We start from the raw sequence: 25,887 nt of genomic DNA, 5'->3' as shown, positions 1-25,887 counted from the left end.
AACGACGAATTGTGAAATTTATACTCACTACTCACTACTCACTACTCACTACTCACTACTCACTACTCACTACTCACTACTCACTACTCATTACTCAAAAAACGAAAAACCTCTCACGACGAATAGAATTCAAACATCTTTGTTATCTTTACCCGCTATCAACCAAAAAAGAATAAAAAATGTCATATAACCTGCTAAAAGGAAAAAAAGGGATCATATTTGGTGCGCTGGATGAGAATTCTATCGCATGGAAAACTGCTGAACGTGTACACGAAGAAGGTGGACAGTTTGTACTCACCAATGCGCCTATAGCAATGAGGATGGGAAGTATCAAGAACCTTGGAGAGAAAACCGGTGCCGAAATTATCCCTGCAGATGCCACTAAAGTTGAAGATCTTGAAAACCTTGTGGAGAAAGCACAGGAGATTTTAGGAGGAAAACTGGATTTTGTACTGCACTCTATCGGGATGTCTGTAAACGTGCGTAAAGGCAATCATTATACAGATATGAATTATGATTATACCACTAAGGGATGGGATGTTTCCGCGGTTTCTTTTCATAAAACCATGCAGGCGTTGTACAAAAAAGACGCGATGAACGAGTGGGGAAGTATCGTTGCCCTTTCTTATATCGCTGCTCAAAAGGTTTTTCCAGATTATAATGACATGGCAGATAACAAAGCCTATCTGGAATCTATCGCACGTAGCTTCGGATATTTCTTCGGAAAAGAGAAAAAAGTTCGGGTAAATACCATTTCACAATCGCCAACACCTACTACGGCAGGGCAGGGCGTGAAAGGTTTTGACGGATTTATTGCTTATGCAGATAAAATGTCGCCGCTGGGCAATGCAACCGCCCAGGATTGCGCAGATTATACGGTTTCCCTGTTTTCAGATTTGACAAAAAGGGTGACACTTCAGAATTTATACAACGACGGCGGATTCTCAAACATGGGAGTGAGCCAGCAGGTGATGGATGCTTTTGTAAAAGACCAGGAAGAGTAATTACTTCCGCATAAAATAGGGAAAGGCTGTTAAGGAAGTAATGTCGTCAATTAGACGAATTGGCTTTTTGAACATCCTTTTTTATTATCAGTATATGAGATGACTTTGAATTATTCTTTTATAATTCCTGTTTTTAACCGTCCGGAAGAAACCAGGGAATTGCTGCAAAGTATGCTTCAGCTTAATTTTGAAGCTCCTTTTGAAGTGGTGATTATAGAAGATGGCTCAACAATTTCTTCTGAAGAAGTTGTTTCAGAATTTCGAGATCAACTTGAAATAAGCTATTATTTTAAACCGAATTCCGGTCCCGGAAGTTCCCGAAACTACGGAATGGAACGGGCAAAAGGCAATTATTTCCTGATCCTGGATTCCGATGTAATACTTCCTCCAGATTATTTAAATCAGGTCGATCTTTTTCTGAAGTATAACTACTGCGATTGTTTTGGAGGGCCAGATACAGCACATAAATCCTTCAGCGATCTTCAAAAAGCGATAGATTACAGCATGACTTCGGTTTTAACCACCGGCGGAATCCGCGGGAAGAAATCTTCGATAAATAAGTTTCAGCCCCGTAGCTTTAATATGGGAATTTCTAAAGAAGCTTTTGAGAAAACCGGTGGCTTCGGAAGAATCCATCCCGGCGAAGATCCAGATTTATCGTTAAGGTTGATAATTGCCAATTTTAGCACCTGCCTTATTCCCGAAGCTAAAGTTTTTCATAAACGCCGAATTGACTGGAGTAAATTCTATCTCCAGGTAAAGAAATTTGGACTGGTAAGGCCCATTTTGAACAAATGGCACCCGGGATCTGCAAAAATCACGTATTGGTTTCCTTCAATTTTTATAGTAGGTTTAGGTATATCCCTTATTTTGGCAATTTTCGGCATTACTATTTTTGTTGCGATATATATCTTATATTTCGGTGTCATTGGCATAGATGCTGCCGTGAGAAATAGAAGTCTGAAAATTGGCATTTTGGCAATGCCGGCAGTTTTTATACAATTTTCGGGTTATGGCTATGGATTTCTAAAATCATATTACCAAATTCAAATTTTAAATAGAAACGAGGAAGAAGCGTTTCCTCAATTATTTTTTAAAGATGCGCACATTCAAAATAGGTAGGCCGAGTTTTAAAAGATCGAGCGTCAAGACATTCTCTGTCTTTTTATTTTTTTCGGCATTGACCTGGCTTTTGGTGCAACTTTCTAAAGAGTATACTCAGATAATTCAGATTCCTTTACACTATTCCAATGCTCCGCTGGACAAAAGTATTTCCAATGAGAAACCAGAGAGCGTGCCTATGCGTATCCAGGACCAGGGTTTTTTTATTATTTACTATCAGCTTTTTAAGCCGGAACTGAATATAGATCTTGTAGATGCTGAAGTCCAAGAGGGAAATCTTGTTTACAAAATCGAAAGTAACCTTAATGAAATTTCAGAGGAACTGCAGATGGATTTTGAAAATTCCACTTTTCTTGAAGATGAAATTGTAATCCCTTTTCAGCCGAAAAAGGAAACCCGGGTCGCCGTTATTCCAAATATAAATGTAAGTTACGCTGTAGGCTATTCCGCGGGAGAAAATGTGAGGTTGGAGCCAGATTCAATTACAGTGAGTGGGCCTGAGAATATTATCGATACGATTAGCAGGGTGCAGACGGTGAACCTCAAAAGAAACGACGTTAACCGCGATATCTCTGGAACAGTTCCAATTGATACTACAAACCTGGGAATGCTTAATTTTTATAAAACTGAAGTAAAATACGCACTCGAGGTAGAGAAATTCACTGAAGGTAGTGTGCAGATCCTGGTTGATGTAATTAACGTGCCCGATAACCTGAACCTCTCTTATTTTCCAAAACGGATTTTGCTGTATTACCAGGTGAACCTGGAAGATTATGATAAAGTAGAGGCTTCAGATTTCAAGGTGGTGTGTGATTATAGTAAGGTGAACGAGGGCGAAGACTACTTTATAGCTGAAGTTGTGGAAAAACCGGATTTTGTGACCCAGGTTAGGCTGAGTGAGCGAAAGATCCAGTTTGTGATCAAGAAATAAATAGAAGTACGAAATAAAGAAGTCAATAATTGTCATTTTAGAGCATCATCTTTAAACTGAAACAGGAAACAGGAGGCAAGAACGAGGATGACTAAGTAGCAATGAAAAAGCGGATGTCACCTCGAGCGGAGTCGAGAGGTCGATTGTTTACAGAAAATTTTCTCCTTTATACCAGAGCATTCAGAAGGGCAAGGGGCGAATTTTAAAGTACGAAGTGAATAAAACTTTATTCGTGGATTCGTGGCAGATAAAGAGGTATAATTGTCATTTTAGAGACTTCATCTTTGAACTGAAGCAGGAAACAGGAGGCAAGAACGAGGATGACTAAGTAGCAATGAAAAGGCGGATGTCACCTCGAGCGGAGTCGAGAGGTCGATTGGTTACAGAAAATTTTCTCCTTTATGCCAGAGCATTCAGAAGGGCAAGTGGCGAATTTCAAAGTACGAAGTGAATAAAACTTTATTCGTGGATTCGTGGCAGATAAGGAGGTATAATTGTCATTTTAGAGACTTCATCTTTAAACTGAAACAGGAAACAGGAAACAGGAGGCAGGAGGCAAGAACGAGGATGGCTAACTAGCAATGAAATGGCGGATGTCACCTCGAGCGGAGTCGAGAGGTCGATTGGTTACAGAAAATTTTCTCCTTTATACCAGAGCATTCAGAAGGGCAAGGAGCGAATTTCAAAGTACAAAGTGAATAAAACTTTATTCGTGGATTCGTGGCAGATAAGGAGGTCAATAATTGTCATTTTAGAGACTTTATCTTTAAACTGAAACAGGAAACAGGAGGCAAGAAAGAGGATGACTAAGTAGCAATGAAAACAAATGTCTCTCAGAGTAGAGTCGAGGGGTTTATTGCTTCTAGTCTCCTGTAAAATAAACAATTAGAAATAATAATAAGATGAAAGTTGTAGGCCTTACCGGCGGGATTGGAAGCGGAAAAACTACCGTGGCTAATTTTTTTAAGGAACTGGGAATTCCGGTTTACATTGCAGACGACGCTGCAAAACAGCTAATGAATACTTCTGAAAATCTAAAAAGAGAAATCACCTCTCTTTTTGGTTCAGATTCCTACCGTGACAATCTTCCCGACAGAAAATTTATTGCTTCCAGGGTTTTTAATGACCAGGAAAAATTGAACCTTCTTAATAATATTATTCATCCTGCCGTGGCTGCAGATTTCGAGAACTGGAAATTACAGCAGGACGCGCCTTATGTTATTTACGAAGCTGCCATTTTATTTGAAAAAGGCGGAAACAATAAATGCGATTACACCATCCTGGTCACTGCGCCACACGAAGAAAAAATTAAACGTATTAAGGCGCGCGATAATAGTTCTGGAGAAGATATCGAGGCAAGAATGAACAATCAATGGGATGATGAACGTAAGGCAAAACTGGCCGATTTCCAGATCCAGAATCTTCAGCTGGAGCAAACCCGCCGGGATGTAGAAAGTCTTCACATGATTCTCTTAAAAGCGCGTAAAAATTAGCCTAAGTTCTGTTAACATTTGGTTAAACCCTCAGACCTCTAAATGTTAAAATCTTACTTTTGAGGCATGAATAAGAAGATTTTTTTCCTTCTCGTTGTCCTAATGAGCCTCTCTCTTATCGGCATTATTTTCGTCCAGGGATATTGGATTAAGACAACAATAGACGACAGGGAAGCGCAGTTTTCTTATGATGCCAAACAGGTGCTTTTAAGTGTTTCTGAAGAAATTCAGAATAGAGAACTCGAAAGTTACTGGTTCAGGTTTGATTCGATAGATAAAAACAACAGTTCGCTGCAGGGCGTTACCCTTACCGAATATTTTAGCCTGGACAGGGACAAATTGCGGAATGAAGATTTCTTCCAGTCAGAGTCTTTTTTAGAGGAAGATTATAAGATATCGTCCGGGTTTTTAGATGCAGATCAGGATAGTATTCAATTTACGAAGCTCATCAATAAACGAGTCACCAATATAATCACTAAAAAGATTGATGGTCAGGATGTAAGTGCGCAGGAGCAGATAGAGCGAATGGTACGCATGAAGGATGTGGAAAAAGAATCACTGCGCCGTCTAATTGCGGGAGTTACAGAAAAATTACCCGTGCACAGCAGGGTGAGCGAGGAGACTATTGAGAACCTTCTAAGAACAGAGCTTGAGCGGCGGGATGTAAAGAGTGAATTTGAATTTGCTGTTTTTAATAATTCTATTGCAACGAATTTGCATTCAGATAATTTTTCCCTGGATCACCCGGCAACTTATGGAGTTCCGTTATTTGGGGATACTAATGGAAACAGTAATTACAGGCTTATCGTGAATTTCATGGGCAAGAAGGAAGTGGTACTGTCGTCTGTTGTTCTTATGGCTGTATTGTCAATCGTACTTACTTTAATAATAGTGATTGCTTATTCCAGTGCGCTCTCGCAACTTATAAAGCAACGGCAGATTTCACAGATCAAGACCGATTTTATTAATAATATGACGCATGAGTTTAAGACACCTATAGCAACTATTAACCTGGCCTTAGATGCGATAAAAAATCCGAAGATTATAAACGATAAGGAAAAGGTGAATCGCTATCTTGGGATGATAAGAGACGAAAATAAAAGGATGCATGCACAGGTAGAGAACGTGCTGCGTATATCAAAACTGGAAAAAAACGAGCTCGACCTAAAGAAAGAAAGACACAGGCTGCACGAGATTATTAAAGACGCTATCACGCATGTGGAATTAATTGTGGAAGATCGTGGCGGATATGTCCAGACCCACTTTGCAGCTCTAAAATCATCAATTTTGGCTAATGAGGACCATTTTACTAATGTGATCGTCAACATACTCGACAATGCAATTAAGTACAGTCCAAATCAGCCTAAAATTGACCTTTATACAGAGAATGTAAAAAATATGATCATCCTGAAAATAAGGGACCAGGGAGCCGGGATGACAAGAGCGGTCCAGAAGAAAATATTTGATAAGTTTTATCGCGAACACACAGGCAATATCCACAATGTAAAAGGCCATGGTTTGGGTCTGGCATATGCAAAGCAGATTATTGAAGACCATCACGGGGAAATCTATGTGGAAAGCGAAAAAGGAAAAGGAACAACATTTATAATTAAATTACCACTAATATCTTAATATATGGAAACTGAAGAAAAGAAAATTTTATTAGTAGAAGACGATCCGAATTTCGGAACGGTCTTAAAAGATTATCTGGCCATGAACGATTATGAAGTTACTCATGCCAAAAACGGAATGGAAGGTTTTGAAAAGTTTAAAAAAGACGATTTCGACCTTTGTATCCTGGATGTGATGATGCCTTATAAAGACGGTTTCACGCTTGCCAAAGAAATACGTGACAAGAACGAAGAAATCCCGATTATTTTCCTAACCGCCAAAGCGATGAAGGAGGATGTGCTTAAAGGCTATAAAGTTGGGGCAGATGATTATCTTAATAAACCATTTGACAGTGAAGTACTGTTGATGAAGATTAAGGCGATTATGCAACGTAAGGCTACCGACAGTGTCGCCGATAGCAAGCAGTTTGAATTTGAGATTGGGAAATTTCACTTAAATTCAAAACTGAGGTTTTTAACCTATGACAACGGTGAACCACAAAAACTTTCTCCTAAAGAGAACGAGTTACTGCGTCTTCTTGCACTTCATGAAAACGATTTGATGCCAAGGGAACTTGCACTTACCAAGATCTGGAGAGACGACAACTATTTTACTTCCAGGAGTATGGACGTATACATTGCAAAACTGCGTAAATACCTTAAAGTAGACGAAAACGTAGAGATCCTGAACATTCACGGGGAAGGATTCCGTCTCGTAGTAAAGAACGAGGAGAAGGACGAAGATTAAATATTTAAAATTTCAGTTTCTTAGTGAAGCTTCCATTTCAGGAACACAGATTTTTGAAATGGAAGTTTTTCCTAAACCTTGAAACGGTATAGCCAGTCTCTTAAACTGGCAGTTATTGACAGCTGATCTTTAACTATTTAAGACTTTCCTGGAATTTTTATTGTGTTAAAAGTAGGGGCAAAACTTAACAAATAGCCCTACAGACTTCTTTAAACTATACTTATCTTTGCGGCTGAAGTATGACCATGACGCTTAGCCTTAGATGATAAGTTCTTCTTTCTACCCTACAAAGAAAATCTTAACTGGAATCTCTCCGTTAGGACTTTTTGTGCTTATATTTTTCTTCTTTTTTGTGCCTCAGGATGTTGTGGGGCAGGACCCTGCTGATGTAGTTCCTGAATATATGTGGGATGCTGTAGTGGGTTTACCACCGGTTGGTTTATCTAATCTGAATCCAGACAATTTAACTATTGCTGTTGCAACTGATTCCCAGGATAATGTCTACACCTTGTCTTTTGGAAGTGGTGTCGATAAACGGAATGCTGATGGACAAATTGGAGAGAATAACTTTATTGATCCGAGTTATTTGGAGAGTCCATTAGATATTGCTATTGATGATGAGGGATTCCTTTATATTGCCGATTACTCCGATAACGACTCGAATTTTAGCAGACATGGAAAAATAAGGGTTTTTGATCCTGAGGGAAATCCAGATAGGATAATTTATATTGGCTTTTATAGGCCAATGGGTATAGATGTGGATTCCGAGAATATTTACATAGCCGAATACTATGACGGTGAGCAGGGACCTGATCAGGGAAGTGAGTTTAGCCGGATATCTGTTTATGATAAGCAAACGGAAAATCGTGATGAAGTGAACAGTGTCGATGTAAAAGTGCCTTATCGTATTGCTGTCAATTCTCAGGGAAAAATTTTTGTGAGTCAGGCGGGAGATGACGATCCAGCTGTATTAATTTTTAATGGAAACCTTAACTATGAAGGAAGACTTGGGAATGTACAATCTCCGGGTAGTTTAATATTTGATGATTTTGATTACCTCCATGTCGTCGAATATGCCGGAGAGATTAACTTTGGCGAGTTACTTGATTTTTCAAATACTGGTCTTACTGAGGCTATTGAATTTAGCCATCAGGTTTATCATGGGATAGAAGACAATGCTTTCGGAATTAAAATATTTGATCCAAATCAATCCTTAGTAGATTTTTACCAAGAAAAAATTGAATTCCCGATTGATATAGCTTTTAACAATTGTGATAAAATGTACCTGCTTAATTCAAATGTTATACCATTACTACATATTGATAATTTCTTTGGTCATAGGTTCATTCCAAATTCATTAGAATCGGACCTTGAGATATATGAAAGAACTCCCTCCTTTGACAGTTTTGAGGGGCCGGTAATTACTACGTGCCCAGAAAACATTACGGTTACCGCACAATCAGGTACTGCTTTTGCTGAAGTAGAATTTAATGATCCAGAGGCTACAGATAATTGCGAGGCTGAAGTAGAACAAACAGGCGGGTATCCCTCCGGAACCGAATTTCCAGTTGGAACTCATACCATTGAATTCACGGCTACAGATAATTTTGGTCTTACTGATATTTGTACCTTCACAATAACAGTCGAGCCTTCTGAAGAAGATGAAAACACAGCTCCTTTAGCGAATAATGATGACGGATACAGTACTAACCAGGATGAAGCACTTACCATTCCAGCACCCGGTGTCTTAGGAAACGACACTGATACTGAAGGTGATGATCTAACAGCAGCCATTGCAACTCAACCTGAAAATGGAACGGTAATTTTAAATCCTGATGGCTCTTTTACTTACACTCCGGATTCAGGGTTTTTCGGGGAAGACACTTTTACTTATGTCGCTAATGATGGAAATTTAGATTCCAATGAAGCCACGGTAATTATTACTGTAAATGAAATAACTCCACCCAACACAGCTCCTTTAGCGAATATTGATGACGAATACAGTACTAACCAGGATGAAGCACTTACTATTCCAGCACCCGGTGTTTTAGGAAACGACACTGATCCTGAAGGTGACGAACTAACCGCAGCCATTGCAACTCAACCTGAAAATGGAACGGTAACTTTAAATTCAGATGGCTCGTTCATTTACACACCGGATTCCGGCTATTTTGGAGAAGATACTTTTACGTACGTCGCTAATGATGGAAATTTAGATTCCAATGAAGCCACGGTAACTATTACTGTAAATGAAGTAACTCCACCCAACACAGCTCCTTTTGCCAATGATGATGAGTATGACACGAATCAGGATGAATCACTTACAATTCCTGCTCCGGGAGTTTTAGGAAACGACAGTGATCCTGAAGGTGACGAATTAACCGCAGCCATTGCAACTCAACCTGAAAATGGAACGATAACTTTAAATTCAGATGGCTCGTTCATTTACACACCGGATTCCGGCTATTTTGGAGAAGATACTTTTACGTATATTGCTAATGATGGAAATCTGGATTCCAATGAAGCTACGGTGACTATTACTGTAAATGAAGTAACTCCACCCAACACAGCTCCTTTAGCGAATAATGATGACGAATACAGTACTAACCAGGATGAATCACTTACAATTCCTGCTCCGGGAGTTTTAGGAAACGACAGTGATCCTGAAGGTGACGAATTAACCGCAGCCATTGCAACTCAACCTGAAAATGGAACGGTAACTTTAAATTCAGATGGCTCTTTTACTTACACTCCGGATTCAGGGTTTTTCGGGGAAGACACTTTTACTTATGTCGCTAATGATGGAAATTTAGATTCCAATGAAGCCACGGTAACTATTACTGTAAATGAAATAACTCCACCCAACACAGCTCCTTTAGCGAATAATGATGACGAATACAGTACTAACCAGGATGAAGCACTTACCATTCCAGCACCCGGTGTTTTAGGAAATGACAGTGATCCTGAAGGTGACGAACTAACCGCAGCCATTGCAACTCAACCTGAAAATGGAACGGTAACTTTAAATTCAGATGGCTCGTTCATTTACACACCGGATTCCGGCTATTTTGGAGAAGATACTTTTACGTACGTCGCTAATGATGGAAATTTAGATTCCAATGAAGCCACGGTAACTATTACTGTAAATGAAGTAACTCCACCCAACACAGCTCCTTTTGCCAATGATGATGAGTATGACACGAATCAGGATGAATCACTTACAATTCCTGCTCCGGGAGTTTTAGGAAACGACAGTGATCCTGAAGGTGACGAATTAACCGCAGCCATTGCAACTCAACCTGAAAATGGAACGATAACTTTAAATTCAGATGGCTCGTTCATTTACACACCGGATTCCGGCTATTTTGGAGAAGATACTTTTACGTATATTGCTAATGATGGCGAGTTAGTCTCTGATCCTGCGACGGTAATGATAACTGTAATTGCGCCACCTGAACCCAACTGTATAGATCAAACTGTTTATCTGGATGACAATGGGCAGGCACAACTTACTGCAGAAGAAGTTTACGGTTCAGACCCGGATCTTGATAATGTACGTCTTAATCTTAGTCAGAGAAGTTTTAATTGCTCCGATGTGGGAAATACTGTTTCAGTTACACTTCGCGTAATAGATAATCAAACAGGATTGTCTTCTGAATGCATTGCTGAAATCACAGTTGAAGATAACAAGCCTCCGCAGAGAATAAACTGTGCAGAAAACAGAAGGATTTTTACTGTTGATTTTGGAGAGTCCGGACGGAATGTGATCTATGAAGCTCCCGAATTTACAGATAATTGCGATGAGGATCTTACAATCGATATAGAAGGTCCTGAGGTGGGAGAATTTTTTCCATTAGGAGAAACAGTAGTAACTTATACCGCAACAGATGAATTTGGGAATTTTTCTTCCTGTAGTTTTATTATAGAAGTTCAGCCAAATGCAGATTTGGAAGCACCAGTTTTTACCAACTGCCCTGAAGAAAATATTACAGTAACAACAGCTACAGGCCAATGTGATGTGGCAGCGCCTTTTGAAATGCCTGAAGCTACAGATAATTCCGGAGAAGTTTCAGTAGAACCTACCAGCGATTTGGGATTTGAAGACCGTTTTCCGGTAGGGGAACATAGGGTCACCTATAGAGCTACAGATGAAGCGGGAAATTTTGTGGAATGTGATATACGCGTAATAGTTACCGAAGATGTAGCACCTCAAATTACATGTCCCGGTCCAAAAACGGCAAATTTTGATCCGGAAGTCGGTTTTACAGTTCTGGACTATCGCAGTGAAGTAGCGGTTTCAGATGCCTGTACAGATGAAGAAGAATTGCGACAAAATCTTGTTCAGGATCCTGCACCGGGAGAAGTGATTTATGGAAACCAGCAGATCTCCTTTACCGTAGAAGATGCTTCAGGAAATCTGGAAGAATGTTCTTTTACGCTCACACTTAATGAAGTTACAGATGAAGTTGCTCCAACTTTTGTGGATTGCCCAAGTGCAAATGGTATGACACAGGAAGCAGCTCCGGGATTATGTGAAGCTGTTGTACATTTTCCCGTTCCGGAAGCTACAGATAGTGAAGGAAATCCTGTTGCTGTGCAACTAATGAGTGATTTAGGTCCTGGAGATAACTTCCCGTTTGGTCCTACAGAAGTTGCTTTTACAGCTACAGGTGAAAACGGACTTACCGCCACCTGTACGTTTACAGTTACTATAATAGATAATGAAATTCCGGAAATCGAAACTTGTCCGGACCCTAAAACGGCAAATTTCGACCCTGAAGTTGGTTTTATAGTAACAGATTATCGTGCTGAAGTAGCGGTTTCAGATAATTGTACTTCAGAAGAAGACCTTATTATCATACAAACTCCTGCTCCGGGAGAAATAATTTATGCAAGTCAGGATATTTCTTTTACCGTAGAAGATGTTTCTGGAAATGATAATTCCTGCAGTTTCCAGCTTACTTTAGAGGAAGAAGCAATCACCGACAGGCTGGTGGCAAGAGATGACGAGTATTTTGTTGAAGACAACTCCCAGCTGTTTTATGTTTCTGAACAAAATGGAATTCTGGTTAACGACAGTTTTAATCAGGCAAATTTGCCTCAAATTGAAATTATTAGCCCTCCTCAGGGTGCGGTAGATAGGGATCCTGATGGTTCTTTTACTTACAGTCCGCTGGATAATTTTACTGGGGAGGATTCCTTTACTTACCGGTTAAACGATGGTGAAAATGTTTCAGAAATTGCCACTGTTACTATTAATGTTTCCGCCACCACGCCATCTCTGGATATTAACTGCCCAATTGACCAGGTGGAGGCTTTTGATGAAAACTGTCAGTTTTTACTTCCGGATTATAGGTCATTAGCCGAAGTGAACCTCACAACGGCGGAAATTGCACAATCTCCCGCACCGGGAACGATGATCTATGAGACACAGCAGATTCAGCTAACTGCAACTGCGGGAGAGGAGACACAGATATGTTACTTCCAGGTGGTAATGCAGGATCAAACTGCCCCTTTCTTAGCATGTCCCGAAGAAATATATGAACAGCAAAATGCTGATGGTACTTTTATTTTACCCGATTATGCTGAAGAAATAATGATAACCGATAATTGTGGTTTAGCGACTGTCGTTCAGGATCCTGCACCGGGAACTTCAGTTTCTGCGGGGGATGAGGTTGAAATTACACTTACCGCAACAGATAATTCCGCAAATAGTACTACCTGCAGTTTTCCGCTGATATTAACTTCTGAAGAAGTGGTGGAAATATCGTGTCCTGAAGATCAGACTGAAGCCTTGCTCGAAAATTGCAGTTTTCAGGTACCCGATTATACAGCGATGGCGACAGTAAGTAATCCCAATGCGGTAGTGACCCAGAGTCCGCAGGAAGGTGAAATGGTTTCCGAAGATACCGTAGTTACTCTTACCGCCACCTTAAATGGAATGTCTGACGAGTGCTCATTTAACCTGTTTTTAGAAGATAATGTGACCCCGGTGGCTAATTGTGTTGATGGATATTTACTGAGTCTTACAGACGGTATGGCCAGTCTTACTGCGGAAGAACTTGACTTTAATTCTAACGATAACTGCGGAATTGTTGAAATGAGCATCGATCAAAATATTTTTACGACTGAAGATCTTGGCGATAACATGGTAACTCTAACGGTGACTGATGCCGCCGGAAATTCAAGTACTTGTGAAACTATTGTAACTGTAATTGGAGAAGACGATGGACCCGTAAGCTGCGTAAATGGTGTTACCCTGGAGCTTGACGTAAATGGAGAAGCCTATTTGAATATTGATGATGTCTACACCGGGAATCCTTCCGGAGAACTTTCTGTTAGCAGAACTTATTTTACCTGCGAAGATGTTGGGGTTAATCGCGAGCGTTTCTACTATACCGAAAATGGGGAAGAGACCTTTTGCGAATTTTCTGTAACCGTTGCAGAAAATTTTAAGCCGCAGGTAACTGTAAATAACATTGGAATAGATATTAACCAGAACGGTATTGCTGTTCTTACAGAAGAAGACTTGCAATCTATAGTTACAGCTACAGATAACTGTTCAAATGAACTCAGGTATGAGGTAAGTCAGGATGAATTTAATTGTTCACATAAAGGCGCTAACCTTGTAAATTTAACAGTAACAGACGAGAGTGACAATGCCACGACCACAAGTTTTACGGTTTTTGTAAATACGCCACTGGGAACCTGCGGCACCCCTCTGGATGAGGATGATTACGTTTTTGTATATCCAAACCCTAACAATGGCAGCTTTAAAATCAATACGCCGTCCAATGTGGTGATTACAAACATACGGGCGTACGATATGCGCGGCAGGTTTATAGGTCACATTAATTATGACGAAACAGTTACCGAATATGCGATGAGCCTTGGAGAGGTGGAAACTGCTGTTTATGTGCTTCGGCTTATGATTTTAAGAAACGGCAGGGAAGAGGAACTAATCCGAAGGGTTATTGTAAGGAATCTTTAATTTGTTCTTCTGTGTAAGCTATAATATCATCAGGTGGCGTAGTGCTTTCAAACCATTTTATAGCATCATCTTTTCGAAACCAGGTCAATTGTCTTTTCGCAAAACGCCGGGTATTTTTCTTGATTTCGGCTACTGCTTCTTCCTGCGGAATTTTTTCTTCAAGGTGCAGGAAAAGTTCTTTGTAACCCACCGTGTTCAGAGCGTTAAGATGCCGTTTTGGAAAGAGATTTGAGGCTTCTTTAAATAAACCTGCTTCCATCATTTTATCTACGCGAAGATTAATACGATCATAGATTTTTTCCCTTTCAGCAACAAGGCCTACTTGTATACTATGGAAATTTCGGGATTCTTTTTTTCTGTTTAAAAATGAAGAATAAGGTTTTCCGGTTCCTATACAAATTTCCAGTGCACGGATAAGCCGGTGCGGATTCTCAGTATCTACTTTTGCGTAGTAGTCAGGGTCGAAATTTGCCAATTTTCGCTGTAGATATTCCAGGCTCTCGTTGTTGAGATTTGCTCTAATCTGTGGATCTACTTCCGGAAAATAATCCAGGCCCTCAATAACACTTTTAACGTAAAGTCCGCTCCCGCCAACCATTACCACAACCTTTTTACGCTGAAAGAGTTCATCTAGTTTAGCAATGGCATCCCGTTCAAAATCCCCCACCGAATATTCCTCTTCTACAGAAATATGCTGGATGAAATGATGCGGAGCCGCAGCCAGTTCTTGTTCTTCGGGAACTGCGGTACCAATTTGCATTTCTTTAAAGAACTGCCGGGAGTCTGCAGAAATAATTTCCGTATTAAAATGTTGTGCTAATTTTATCCCCAGTGCAGTTTTACCAATAGCAGTAGGCCCGACAATGCTAATGAGGAAATTTTCAGGCATTGAGTTTGTTTCCGCAGTTATGGCAAAATTCGGCTTTGTCCAGGTGATTCTGTTCGTTACAAACAGGACAAACCTGGCTGTTTTTGATCGTATTTTTAACAGCAGAATTTGCTCTGCCATATTCCGAAGTTACAATTCCTGTAGGCACTGCTATAATTCCGTAGCCAGTGATCATAATAAAAGAAGCAATAAATCTTCCTAAAGGCGTTACAGGAGCAATATCGCCAAATCCTACGGTAGTGAGGGTGACAATACACCAGTAAATGCTTAGCGGGATATTGGTAAATCCACCGGTCTCCCCTTCAACAAGATGCATTAGTGTTCCTGCAATGATGCACACAATAAGTACCGCGAAAAGAAAAACTATAATTTTAGGCCGGCTATTTCTAAGAGCTTCTTTTAGTTTATTGGATTCGCCAATATAACGGCTGATCTTCAAAATCCTAAAAATCCTGAGCAGTCTTAATGCTCTAATGGCAAATAGAAGGTTTGCCCCGCCAATAAAGAAGCCTATATAGCTTGGCAACGTAGAAAGTAAATCTACAATTCCATAGAAGCTGAAAATATAGGCCTTAGGCCTTCTGATACTTATAATACGCAGGATATATTCTATGGTAAAAATGATAGTGATTATCCATTCTGCAACATAGAATTGCCAGTAATATTTCTGAAAATATTCCGGAACACTTTCCAGCATCACGAGGGCAACACTTATGAGTATTACCACAAGAAGGGCAATATCAAAGAATTTTCCTGCCGGCGTATCGGCTTCATAAATTACTTCATGAAGCTTTAGTTTCCAGTTTGGAGTGGGTCTGTTTTCTTTCAATGCCAATTTATGTTAGAAGACTTCCAAATTTAAAGAATTTAACCGAAGTACGAGGGACGAAGTAAAGAAATACGAAGATTGTTAAAAGGTTCAGGTTATTAATTTACTAAATGAAATGAGATGCTGAAGTAAGTTCGGGATGACAAAGCAAAAACTGTAGGTCCATAATTGCCATATTAGAGACTTCATCTTAAATTGAATTAGGAACCAGGAGGCAAGAATCAGGAGGCAAGAACCAGGAGAATCACGGGAAGGGGTTCTGCGGAAGCATTTAAAAGTTTTTCGTGCATTCGTGGCAAAACTTATAGTCGATAATTGCCATTTTTGGAGAAATTCTTTGGTTCGGAGGTTAAGCAGTCTCGTCTTCTCACCCCCGGTTTCTTTGCTGTAACTAGCCACCACTAATCCACGAATAATTAAAAAAAATTTCTGATTTTAAGTTATGAAGGCAAAGGTAGAAAATTGCCATTTTTGTAATGCCTTCACTGTTCTGAAGAAAAACTCTGCGGAAATCTGCGCCATCTGCGGGAGAAAATACCCTTTATCAGCTCGTTTCAGGTCAATACTTGCTATTATAGAGACTTCATCTTAAATTGAATTAGGAATCAGGATGTCGCTGCGAGCGGAGTTGCGGGCTCTGTTAGAGAGACAGTGCAATGGTGGTGTGACAAAAGTAATCTGAGGGAATCAGCACATTTTCAAATTTTCAAATCATTACATTACTCAGCTTCAGAAAAATGCACAACCTTGAGCTTCTTATTTCTCCTCAGGTAGTTCTGAATAATATGCTGAGTGTCCCGGTCGTTTTTCATAGGAGTGATAATGGACTTTACAATGTCGATGTTATTGATCTGGTGGTTCAGGTTAAAATATCCAATTCCTTTAAATTCACCATCTTCAATTAACAAAAAGGTTTTTTCATCTACTTCACGGCCGCGGTCAATAATGATCATATTCTCGCTTTCATAAGAATATTTCTTGATAAGTTCCCTTGCGCGCTGATTATATTCAGATGCAGCTTCCTCTTCAACACAAGCTCCCCAGCAGTTTTTAATACTGTACTTAAAACAGTTTCCGGTACCATTTTCCAGTCCTGAAAGCCGCTCACACAATTGATGTTCTTCTACCCAATTGTTCAGCAAAGTTTTTGCCTGCCGTAAATTGGTAAAAGTGGTAATATTTTCACGGCCGTTTGCCCTCCCAATCTTAAAATTGATATAGCCGTTTTCATCGGTATGATGATACAAAGCATGGCTAAAAATGTTCTTTTTCAGGGCTTTATTATATTTCGGTTTGTTGTGCTTAATTTCCTGATTTTCCTTGAGCAGTGCAATAAGTTCATTTCCGCAGGATTCGTAAGAAACCGAAGAAACTTCTTTTTGAATTTCCTTCGCCTTAGGATGGTCGTTTGTAAAATGCTGATTTACCCGTTTCCTGATGTTTTTGCTTTTACCAATATAGATAATTTCTCCGTTCTCATTGTGCAGGTAGTAAACACCTGTTGTAGCCGGTAATTCCTCCAGAAGGTAAACGAGTTTCGTATCCAGATTACGCTTTGGCTCCAGCCGCACGTGCTCTTTAAGAACGTCTTTTTCTACATCTTTAGCCAGTAACATCTTAAAAAGTTTTACTGTGGCCTGTGCATCACCACTGGCCCGATGCCGGTCACTAAGGGGAATCCCTAAAGATCTCACCAGCTTTCCAAGGCTGTAGGAGGGAAGACCCGGAATAAGTTTTTTCGAAAGTTCTACTGTACAAAGTGATTTGCGCTCATATTCAAAACCAAGCCTGCGGAATTCCGTTCTTAAAATCCGGTAATCGAATTTTGCATTATGCGCCACAAGGATACAATCTGAAGTGATTTCGACAATGCGCTTGGCTACTTCGTAAAACTTCGGGGCACTGCGAAGCATATCGTTATTAATGCCCGTTAAGTTTACTACAAAAGGCTGTATAGGCTGCTCTGGGTTAACCAGACTAATAAACTGGTCTACTACTTTGTGGCCATCGAATTTGTAAACTGCGATTTCGGTAACACCTTCTTCGTTATACTTCCCGCCTGTTGTTTCTATGTCTAAAACTGCGTACAAAAAATTCTTTTAGTTTAATTATAATTCCGTTCCCCAAAAATACTGCTTCCAATCCTTACCATCGTAGATCCGCATTCTACCGCGATCTTATAATCGCCGCTCATTCCCATGGAAAGTTCTTTCATTGAAGGATACTTTTCTTTAAAGTCGTCAAAAATAGCTTTTAATTTCAGAAATTCTGATTTTACCTGATTTTCATCTTCACTAAAAGTTGCCATTCCCATAAGACCGACTACTTCTGTATTTTCCATTTTTTGATAGGCTTCGGAATTTAGGATCTCTGTCGCCTCTTCTTTTGAAATTCCGAATTTGGAATCTTCTTCGGCAATTTTTATCTGAAGAAGGCATTTTATAACGCGCTCTTCGTTTTTCGCCCTTTTGTTAATTTCCTTCAACAGCTTCAAACTATCCACAGCATGAATCAGGCCAACAAACGGCGCCATATATTTTACTTTATTCCGCTGAACATGACCAACCATATGCCATTCGATATCTTTGGGCAGGCTTTCCCATTTATCGGTCATTTCCTGGATTTTATTTTCGCCAAAAATCCGTTGACCGGCTTCATAAGCTTCCAGAAGATCTTCGTTTGGCTTGGTTTTGGAAATAGCTACTAGCTTAATATTTTCGGGTAATTTGGCTTTATATTTCTTTATATTCTCTGAGATATTCATAATCAAAACTCGTAAATTGTTAAACCGCTGCGCAGTTTAGGTTCAATATAAGTACTTTTTGGCGGCATCGTCAAATTTTCCTCTGCAATTTGTTTTATTTCAGCAATATCTGGAGGGAGCATTGCAAAGCCAACGGCAAATTTTCCGCTGTCCACCTGCCGCTTAATTTCCGCATTATTGTCCCTTTCGGGGAAATAAGCAATCCTTTTATCATTTCTCAGATCGTGAATACCAAGAATTGGTTTCAGGATATGTTCATCCAGAATTACAGCATCCAGGTTGCTGCGGGAATCATCCAGGCTGTACCCGGTTTTCTTTAGGTGAAGAGAATAGAACCTGCCATCCAGATACATGCTGAATTGATGTTTTTCTGTTGGTACGAGATCTTTTTTTTCGGAATTTTCTATACTGAAGTTTTTTTTCAAAAGAACAAGAAATTTTTCTTTAGAATGGGAATTAAGATCGGATACAAGTCTGCTGAAGCCTTTAATTTTCAAACTACTTTCTGAAATAATGTAACTCAAAAAATAATTGTACGGTTCTTTACCGGTATGATTCGGATTATTCATTTGACTCTCTTTGGCAAACAGGGCAGAGGAGGCGCACCGGTGATGTCCGTCGGCAATGTACAGGCTGCCGATATTTGCAAATTCTGACCTTAGACTTTCAGCTACTTCAGGATTTGAAATCTTCCACAAATGATGTGTTTCACCATCGCCGGTGGTAAAATTATATTCCGCAGTGGTGTTTGTGGTTTCTGAAATCAGGTTGTCGATCCTCCTGTTATCCGGGAAAGTAAGTAAAACAGGTTCGGCGTTAAAGCCAGCTGTTTTCAGGTATTCTTTAAAAAGTATTTCGCGGTGAACTATGGTATCTTCGTGCCTTTTAATGATGTTTTTCTCATAATCCCGGGCACTGGCGGCAGCTATAATTCCGCAGCAGCTATTCTGCGGGGTTTCAATTTTGTAAACATAGTAAAATGGTTCCTCGTCTGTGATAAACGTACCATCTTCCTTGTACTGCAAATAGCGATCTCTAATCATTTTAAACCGACTTTCACCTACATTTTCCTCCTGAAGGCTATATTCGGGATTAACAATGTGCAAAAATGAATAGGGATTATTTTTCAGCTGAGCTGCAATTTCTGCTTTGCTATAATCCTGATAAGAGCGGGAAACAACAAGTCCTGCTTTAGCTTTTGCCGGTCGCACTGCTTTAAAAGGAAGGATTTCTGCCAAGATTTGTGTGTAGAGTTAAAAAGTTAATGAGTTAAAAGTGAAAAAGACCCCTCCGACCTTCGGCCACCTCCCCTTGAAAAAAGGGGAGGAGCGTTTTTGGAGGAAAATATTCCTCCATGCCTGCGGCCTTAAGTTCTTAGACAGGACGTCGATAATTGCCATTTTGGGACTGTCTTCTTTAAGGGAGACCTCAAAGGTTTTAAAAACCTATAAGGTCTGATTCTGATTCCTTTCCATGAAACTCCGCGGCACCGGCGTTAGACGGTATGCCGAAAATGGCAATTTTCGGCATGTCGTTACGAACTGAACTGCGGCGAAACTTTTTCGGCTTTTTTATTTTCTGAATAGTCATAAAAACCTTCTCCGGACTTCACGCCAAATTTTCCTGCTCTCACCATATTCACCAACAACGGACAAGGAGCGTACTTCGGATTTTTAAAACCGTCATGCATCACTTCAAGAATAGACAAACATACGTCGAGCCCGATGAAATCTGCTAACTGAAGCGGACCCATTGGGTGCGCCATTCCCAGTTTCATAACCGTATCGATTTCGTAAACTCCGGCGACTCTATTGTAAAGCGTTTCTATAGCTTCATTAATCATGGGCATCAAAATTCTGTTTGCAACAAAACCGGGATAATCGTTCACTTCCACAGGAACTTTGTTCAGCTTTTCAGACAGTTCCATTACTTGTTTGGTGATGTTATCGCTGGTATTATAGCCGCGGATAATTTCTACCAGTTTCATCACCGGCACCGGGTTCATAAAGTGCATCCCAATTACCCTTTCCGGATTAGATACCACGGAAGCAATTTGCGTAATGGAAATGGAGGAGGTGTTCGATGCCAAAATAGTATCCTTTGAACAAATACCGTCCAGTTGCTTGAAAATTTTCAGTTTCAGTTCCTGATTTTCTGTCGCTGCCTCTACTATTAAATCTACATTTTTTACTCCTGAAGGAATGTCGATTTGCTGAGTTATATTGCTAAGCGTTTCCTCTTTTTGTGCTTCGGAAATTTTTTCCTTCGCCACCATTCTGTCCAGGTTTTTGTTAATAGTATCCATTCCCCGCTGAAGGTTTTCCTTGGAAACATCTATTAACTGAACTTTATATCCAAATTGTGCAAAAGTATGAGCAATTCCGTTGCCCATTGTCCCTGCACCTATAACTGCTATGTTTTTCATATTAAATATTTTAAAAATTTGTACTGCAAGAAAAAAACCACCCCGACCTACGGCCACCCCTCCTTAAAATGGAGGGGAGCATTATGCTCAAATCAGTTTTGAACTTGTACTCTTCACTCTTCACTCTTCACTCTGAACCACGAACTGCTAGAAATTTGCTATCACCTGATTAGCCACTTTTAAAGCCCTTGCGCCCTGTTCCAGTGTTACTATAGGTTCTGTATTATTATTTATCGCGTCTGCAAAAGTTTCCAGTTCCTGTAAAATGGCGTTATTTGGCGAAACAGAGGGGTTATCAAAATAAATCTGTTTTTTGACTCCTTCAGCATTTTGAAGGATCATAGCGTAATCATCGGGATTTTCCGGAACATCTTTCATTTTTACAACCTCACATTTCTTCTCCAGAAAATCTACAGAGATATAAGCGTCCCGCTGAAAGAACCTGGATTTTCGCATGTTTTTAAGTGAAATTCTGCTTGCCGTTAAATTCGCCACACAGCCATTTTCAAATTCTATACGGGCATTCGCGATATCCGGAGTGTCACTAATTACTGAAACTCCGCTTGCGCTGATATTTTTCACTTCAGATTTTACCACGCTTAAAATAGCATCAATATCGTGGATCATTAAATCCAGCACTACCGGAACATCTGTCCCGCGCGGATTAAATTCTGCAAGGCGGTGCGCTTCAATAAACATCGGGTTTTCAATACGGGAAACCACAGCCTGAAAAGCAGGATTAAAACGCTCCACATGGCCTACCTGGCCTTTTACGTTGCTTTTTTTAGCCAATTGTATAAGTTCCTGAGCTTCTTCAAAAGTATTGGTAATAGGTTTTTCAATAAAAAGATGCTTCCCTGCGGAGATCACCTTTTTCGCAACTTCAAAATGAGAAAGGGTAGGGGTGACCACGTCTACAACTTCAACGGATTTAATTAAATCATCCAGGCTGCTAAACTTTTTATAACCGAATTCCTCTTCAATTTTAGAGGCATTTTCTTCATTGGCATCATAGAAGCCTATTAGATCAAATTTTTCGGATTGGTTGAGAAGTTTTAAATGAATTTTTCCCAGGTGGCCGGCACCCAGAACGCCTACTTTTAGCATAGTTTTCAGGATTTACTCGATAATCGAGATTTTAATTCTCCGAGGTTTGGCTCGAAATTGAAAATTATTTCTTCTTGATGCTTCGTGGGGCTTACCTTAAAGCAGAAGCAGTTTACTGCAAAAATAGTATTTTGAGAATAAATACTTTAAAAGATTCTGTTATAATACCCCGCCAATTTGTTTGTATGCAATGTGAATATTTTCTTAATTTTATGCTTCCAAAACTTCATAAATTGCAAAAGGATAACTTCAGACATAAAGGAAAAAGACAGCAACTGGTAGATACTGTAAAAAGAAAAGGTGTTACCGATAAAAAGGTGCTGGAAGCCATTGGAAAAATTCCGAGGCATTTATTTATGGACAGTAGTTTTGAAGATCATGCGTACCAGGATAAAGCTTTTCCTATAGCTGCAGATCAAACCATTTCCCAGCCTTATACCGTAGCCTTTCAAACTGAACTTCTTGAGGTTTCCCGGACTGATACCATTTTGGAAATCGGAACCGGAAGTGGTTATCAAACTGCTGTTTTGTGCGAACTTGGTGCGAAAGTATATAGTATAGAAAGGCAGCGGGAGCTTTATAAGAAGACAAAAAACTTCCTGGCGAAAATTGGCTATCGTCCAAAACAACTGAGTTTTGGGGATGGTTACAAGGGATGGCCGGAATATGCTCCTTTTGATAAAATTATTGTAACTGCAGGTGCACCCTTTTTACCAAAAACGTTGCTGGGCCAGCTGAAAGTAGGAGGGAAGATGGTAATCCCAATTGGGCAGGGCGTACAGGTTATGACCTTATTTACCAGGAAATCTGATACCGAATTTGATAAAAAAGAGTACGGTGATTTTAGGTTTGTGCCTTTGCTGGAAGACAAGAATTAAATTGTTTGTGGTTCATGGTCTGTAGTTCATGGTCTATAGTTCGTAGTTAGCATAATATCGAAAACAAAGAACAAGAAACATTAAACAGCTTTTATAAAAAAAGCCCCACTTTTGTGAGGCTTGATTTCTGCAATTCAAATTTTTTTATTCTGAAGCAGCTGTTGCTTTATCAACTACTAACCTTTCGTCACGGTTTGCAATTTCCCAGGCGGTAAGGAAAACAAGTTTTGCTCGTTTCGCCAGGGCATCATATTCAATTTTATCTGGAGTATCGGTAATTTTGTGGTAATCTTCATGAACTCCGTTAAAATAGAAAATAATCGGTATATTGTTTTTTGCAAAGTTATAGTGGTCACTTCTGTAATAGAAACGGTTAGGGTCATTCTCGTCATTATAAGTATAATCCAGATCAACGTTCATATAGTTTTCGTTAACCTCTTCACTTAGTTCATGCAGATCTGTGCTGAGTTTATCGCTGCCAATAAGATAGACATAATTGTCATTTCCTTTGTGTTCAGGATCTATTCTCCCAATCATATCTATGTTAAGGTTAGCAACAGTGTTTTCTAAAGGATAAATGGGATTATCTGTATAAAACTTTGATCCTACCAGCCCTTTTTCTTCACCGGTTACATTAAGAAAAAGAATAGATCTTTTTGGAGTGTAGCCGTCTTCTTTGGCTTTAGCAAAAGCTTCGGCTATTTCAAGAATACCCACTGTCCCGGAGCCATCGTCATCTGCACCATTAAAAACGTTTCCTTCGGCATCCATTCCCACATGGTCATAATGTGAAGAAATTACCAATAGTTCATCAGATTTTTCACTGCCTTTGAAATAAGCAACTACATTTTCAGAATCTTTAATATCACCACGAAAGACGCTGGAAGGTACTTCCTGGTAGTAATCATCGTCTCCCATTGGTGCTGGAATGTTCAATTTCTGATATTCATTTTTAAGATATTCAGCAGCTTTTTTCTGGCCCGGTTCACCGGTTTCACGCCCTTCAAAGTCGTCACTGGCGAAGGTGTAGAGATGTTCTTTTAACTCTTCAGCAGTAATAGTGTTGGCATATTCCATAGGGTTTGCGTTTTCCACATTTTTAGGTTGCGTACCGCAGGCAAGAAAGTTGGCTGTTAGCGCCAGAAAAAGAATTTTCTTCATAAATATTATAAATTTGTGGTTTGGGTGCGGCAAGATAGCCGTTTTCGGGATTATTTCCTTCAGATTTCGTGCCGAAAACGATTCTCGGTAAGCTTCTGTTCCTATTTTAATACTTTTTGAAGGGCTTCTTTTGCCAAAGGTTCCATGACATCGTATCCGGCACTTGTGGGATGGACGCCATCTTCAGCATATTCCATCTTCATGCCTTCTTTTTCGTTCTTTAGTGCAGAAAAATAGTCCAGGTAAACATAATTATTTTCTTCAGCATAATTTTTAAGCCACTCGTTAATTTTGGCAATTTTCGAGACTGGTTCCAGACCCGGGCGCCAGGGATAATCATATACAGGAAGGATAGAACTCAGGATCACTTTTATTCCATTGGCTTCGGCAAGCTGGGACATCGCCTTTATATTATCTGTAATCATTTTTACTGAAGAAAATCCAGTGTTACCGGCAATATCATTAGTTCCGGCGAGGATAACGACCGCTTTTGGCTTGAGATCCACAACATCTGGCATAAAACGGATAAGCATTTGCGGAGTGGTTTGCCCGCTAATTCCCCTTCCGACGAAGTTGTTATCAGAAAAGAATTCCGGATGCATATTCACCCAACCTTCGGTAATCGAATTCCCCATAAAGACTACCTGGGGATAATTGCCATTTTTAACGATGCTCTCATTGGCCTCTCGGTACTTTTTTAAATTCGCCCAATCCTGGCTCATAAGTTCTTTGTATTCTTCTCTTTGCGCAAACAGGTTAAAGCCAATTAGCAGCAGGATACATGTAGATAACAATCTTTTTTTCATAAAAATCTAAGTTTTGCGTTATTCGAAATATAATTAATTGAATTTTATCCCCTCGGTTTTGCGCGGTCATATTGAGGAGGCCAGGGAACGTCTGTTCCCAATGTTTTTGCAGCTTTTAGCGGAAAATAAGGCTCCCGGAGGAACTCCCGTGCCATGAATATAAGATCAGCCTGATCGTGGGTGAGGATTTTCTCTGCCTCTTCAGCATTTGTAATTAACCCTACTGCTCCTGTAGCAATATTTGCTTCGGTTTTAATTTTTTCTGAAAATTGTACCTGGTATCCTTTTTCCACCGGAATTTTTGCATGAGGAACCATTCCTCCCGAAGAACAATCGATAAGATCAACGCCTTTTTCTTTTAAAATTTTTGCCAGTTTTACTGATTCTTCTTCGTCCCAACCACCTTCGACCCAGTCTGTCGCAGAAATACGGACGAAAATTGGCAAATCTGACGGCCATTCTTTCTTTACAGCCTCCAGAACTTCCAGAAGTAAACGAATTCTATTTTCAAAGCCTCCTCCATAATTGTCATTTCTTTGATTGCTTATGGGCGACAGAAACTGGTGCAGTAAATACCCATGAGCAGCATGGATTTCCACTACTTTAAATCCGGCTTTTACAGCTCTTTTTGCCGCAGCTTTAAAGTCGGTAATTACTTTTTTAATTCCGGTATCATCCAGCTCCTTTGGTAACGGATTATTATTTATAAACGGAATCGGGCTGGGAGCAAGGGTATTCCAGCCACCGGATTTATTGTCCAGAAGGGCGCCTCCTTCCCAGGGTGGCGTTGTGCTCGCTTTACGACCTGCGTGGGCAAGTTGGGTGCCAATAACTGCTCCCTGAGATTCGACAAACTCCAAGATTTCTTTTAATCCATTGATATGTTCATCTTTCCAAATTCCCAGGTCGTGCGGAGTAATTCGGCCTTCTGGAGAGACCGCAACAGCTTCAGTAAAAATGAGCCCGGCGCCACCTACTGCACGGCTTCCAAGGTGTACCATGTGCCAGTTGTTGGAAAACCCGTCTTTACTGCTGTACATGCACATAGGAGATACGGTAATTCGATTTTTAACTTCAATTTCTTTAATTGTAAGAGGTGAAAATAATAAAGACATTCAATTCCTGATTT

The 25,887-nt window shown here is 40.0% G+C and carries 18 protein-coding genes; 8 read left to right on the top strand and 10 right to left on the bottom strand.

Annotation, left to right across the window (positions count from 1 at the left end):
* Positions 1-179 precede the first annotated feature (179 nt).
* From RM541_RS12875 to RM541_RS12845, 7 genes are all read left to right on the top strand, one after another.
* A complete protein-coding gene (locus tag RM541_RS12875) occupies positions 180-1,004 on the top strand; it encodes an enoyl-ACP reductase FabI (RefSeq protein ID WP_311500551.1) in 825 nt (274 codons plus the stop codon).
* 99 nt (positions 1,005-1,103) lie between these two features.
* Positions 1,104-2,126 carry a glycosyltransferase family 2 protein gene (locus tag RM541_RS12870; protein ID WP_311500550.1) on the top strand — a complete coding sequence of 341 codons (1,023 nt, stop codon included), beginning with the start codon at positions 1,104-1,106 and terminating at the stop codon, positions 2,124-2,126.
* Between the two features lie 58 nt (positions 2,127-2,184).
* A complete protein-coding gene (locus RM541_RS12865; protein ID WP_311500549.1) occupies positions 2,185-3,057 on the top strand; it encodes a YbbR-like domain-containing protein in 873 nt (290 codons plus the stop codon).
* Between the two features lie 902 nt (positions 3,058-3,959).
* Positions 3,960-4,550 (top strand): dephospho-CoA kinase, encoded by a 591-nt coding sequence (gene coaE / locus RM541_RS12860; RefSeq protein ID WP_311500548.1) that lies wholly within the window; start codon positions 3,960-3,962, stop codon positions 4,548-4,550.
* Positions 4,551-4,616: 66 nt separating this feature from the next.
* Positions 4,617-6,182 (top strand): sensor histidine kinase, encoded by a 1,566-nt coding sequence (locus RM541_RS12855; protein ID WP_311500547.1) that lies wholly within the window; start codon positions 4,617-4,619, stop codon positions 6,180-6,182.
* 3 nt (positions 6,183-6,185) lie between these two features.
* Positions 6,186-6,908: a response regulator transcription factor gene (locus RM541_RS12850; protein WP_311494238.1), complete on the top strand. Its 723-nt coding sequence runs from the start codon at positions 6,186-6,188 to the stop codon at positions 6,906-6,908.
* A gap of 262 nt (positions 6,909-7,170) precedes the next feature.
* Complete coding sequence (locus RM541_RS12845) at positions 7,171-13,899, top strand: Ig-like domain-containing protein (RefSeq protein ID WP_311500546.1); 6,729 nt, start codon at positions 7,171-7,173, stop codon at positions 13,897-13,899.
* Here RM541_RS12845 and miaA read toward each other — a convergent pair.
* The 7 genes from miaA to RM541_RS12810 form a co-directional block, all read right to left on the bottom strand.
* Positions 13,880-14,788 carry a tRNA (adenosine(37)-N6)-dimethylallyltransferase MiaA gene (miaA, locus tag RM541_RS12840; RefSeq protein ID WP_311500545.1) on the bottom strand — a complete coding sequence of 303 codons (909 nt, stop codon included), beginning with the start codon at positions 14,786-14,788 and terminating at the stop codon, positions 13,880-13,882. The genes RM541_RS12845 and miaA overlap by 20 nt on opposite strands.
* Positions 14,781-15,617: an ion transporter gene (locus RM541_RS12835; RefSeq protein WP_311500544.1), complete on the bottom strand. Its 837-nt coding sequence runs from the start codon at positions 15,615-15,617 to the stop codon at positions 14,781-14,783. Before RM541_RS12835 ends, miaA begins: the two co-directional genes overlap by 8 nt.
* Positions 15,618-16,336: 719 nt before the next feature.
* Positions 16,337-17,707: an exonuclease domain-containing protein gene (locus tag RM541_RS12830; protein ID WP_311500543.1), complete on the bottom strand. Its 1,371-nt coding sequence runs from the start codon at positions 17,705-17,707 to the stop codon at positions 16,337-16,339.
* 14 nt (positions 17,708-17,721) lie between these two features.
* Positions 17,722-18,381, bottom strand: a complete 660-nt coding sequence (locus RM541_RS12825; protein WP_311500542.1) for a YggS family pyridoxal phosphate-dependent enzyme — start codon at positions 18,379-18,381, stop codon at positions 17,722-17,724.
* 2 nt (positions 18,382-18,383) lie between these two features.
* Entirely contained in the window at positions 18,384-19,619 is a 1,236-nt protein-coding gene (locus RM541_RS12820; RefSeq protein ID WP_311500541.1) for a DUF1015 domain-containing protein, read from the bottom strand.
* A gap of 296 nt (positions 19,620-19,915) precedes the next feature.
* Positions 19,916-20,806 carry a 3-hydroxyacyl-CoA dehydrogenase family protein gene (locus RM541_RS12815; RefSeq protein WP_311500540.1) on the bottom strand — a complete coding sequence of 297 codons (891 nt, stop codon included), beginning with the start codon at positions 20,804-20,806 and terminating at the stop codon, positions 19,916-19,918.
* Positions 20,807-20,953: 147 nt separating this feature from the next.
* Positions 20,954-21,913 carry a Gfo/Idh/MocA family protein gene (locus RM541_RS12810; RefSeq protein ID WP_311500539.1) on the bottom strand — a complete coding sequence of 320 codons (960 nt, stop codon included), beginning with the start codon at positions 21,911-21,913 and terminating at the stop codon, positions 20,954-20,956.
* 233 nt (positions 21,914-22,146) lie between these two features.
* On the opposite strand from RM541_RS12810, the gene RM541_RS12805 reads away from it, so the two are divergent.
* Complete coding sequence (locus tag RM541_RS12805) at positions 22,147-22,791, top strand: protein-L-isoaspartate(D-aspartate) O-methyltransferase (RefSeq protein WP_311500538.1); 645 nt, start codon at positions 22,147-22,149, stop codon at positions 22,789-22,791.
* Positions 22,792-22,935: 144 nt separating this feature from the next.
* Here the strand turns inward: RM541_RS12805 and RM541_RS12800 are convergent, their stop codons facing one another.
* The 3 genes from RM541_RS12800 to namA form a co-directional block, all read right to left on the bottom strand.
* On the bottom strand, positions 22,936-23,952 hold the full coding sequence (locus tag RM541_RS12800; protein ID WP_311500537.1) for a M28 family metallopeptidase: 1,017 nt from the start codon (positions 23,950-23,952) through the stop codon (positions 22,936-22,938).
* 101 nt (positions 23,953-24,053) lie between these two features.
* A complete protein-coding gene (locus tag RM541_RS12795; RefSeq protein ID WP_311500536.1) occupies positions 24,054-24,758 on the bottom strand; it encodes an SGNH/GDSL hydrolase family protein in 705 nt (234 codons plus the stop codon).
* Between the two features lie 44 nt (positions 24,759-24,802).
* Positions 24,803-25,873 carry an NADPH dehydrogenase NamA gene (namA, locus tag RM541_RS12790; protein WP_311500535.1) on the bottom strand — a complete coding sequence of 357 codons (1,071 nt, stop codon included), beginning with the start codon at positions 25,871-25,873 and terminating at the stop codon, positions 24,803-24,805.
* Positions 25,874-25,887 lie beyond the last annotated feature (14 nt).

Origin of the sequence: Autumnicola psychrophila (assembly GCF_031846645.1) — a bacterium.
Taxonomy (GTDB): domain Bacteria; phylum Bacteroidota; class Bacteroidia; order Flavobacteriales; family Flavobacteriaceae; genus Autumnicola; species Autumnicola psychrophila.
The sequence above is the reverse complement of the archived record's forward strand: the minus strand, read 5'-3'. Positions and strand labels throughout refer to the sequence as shown.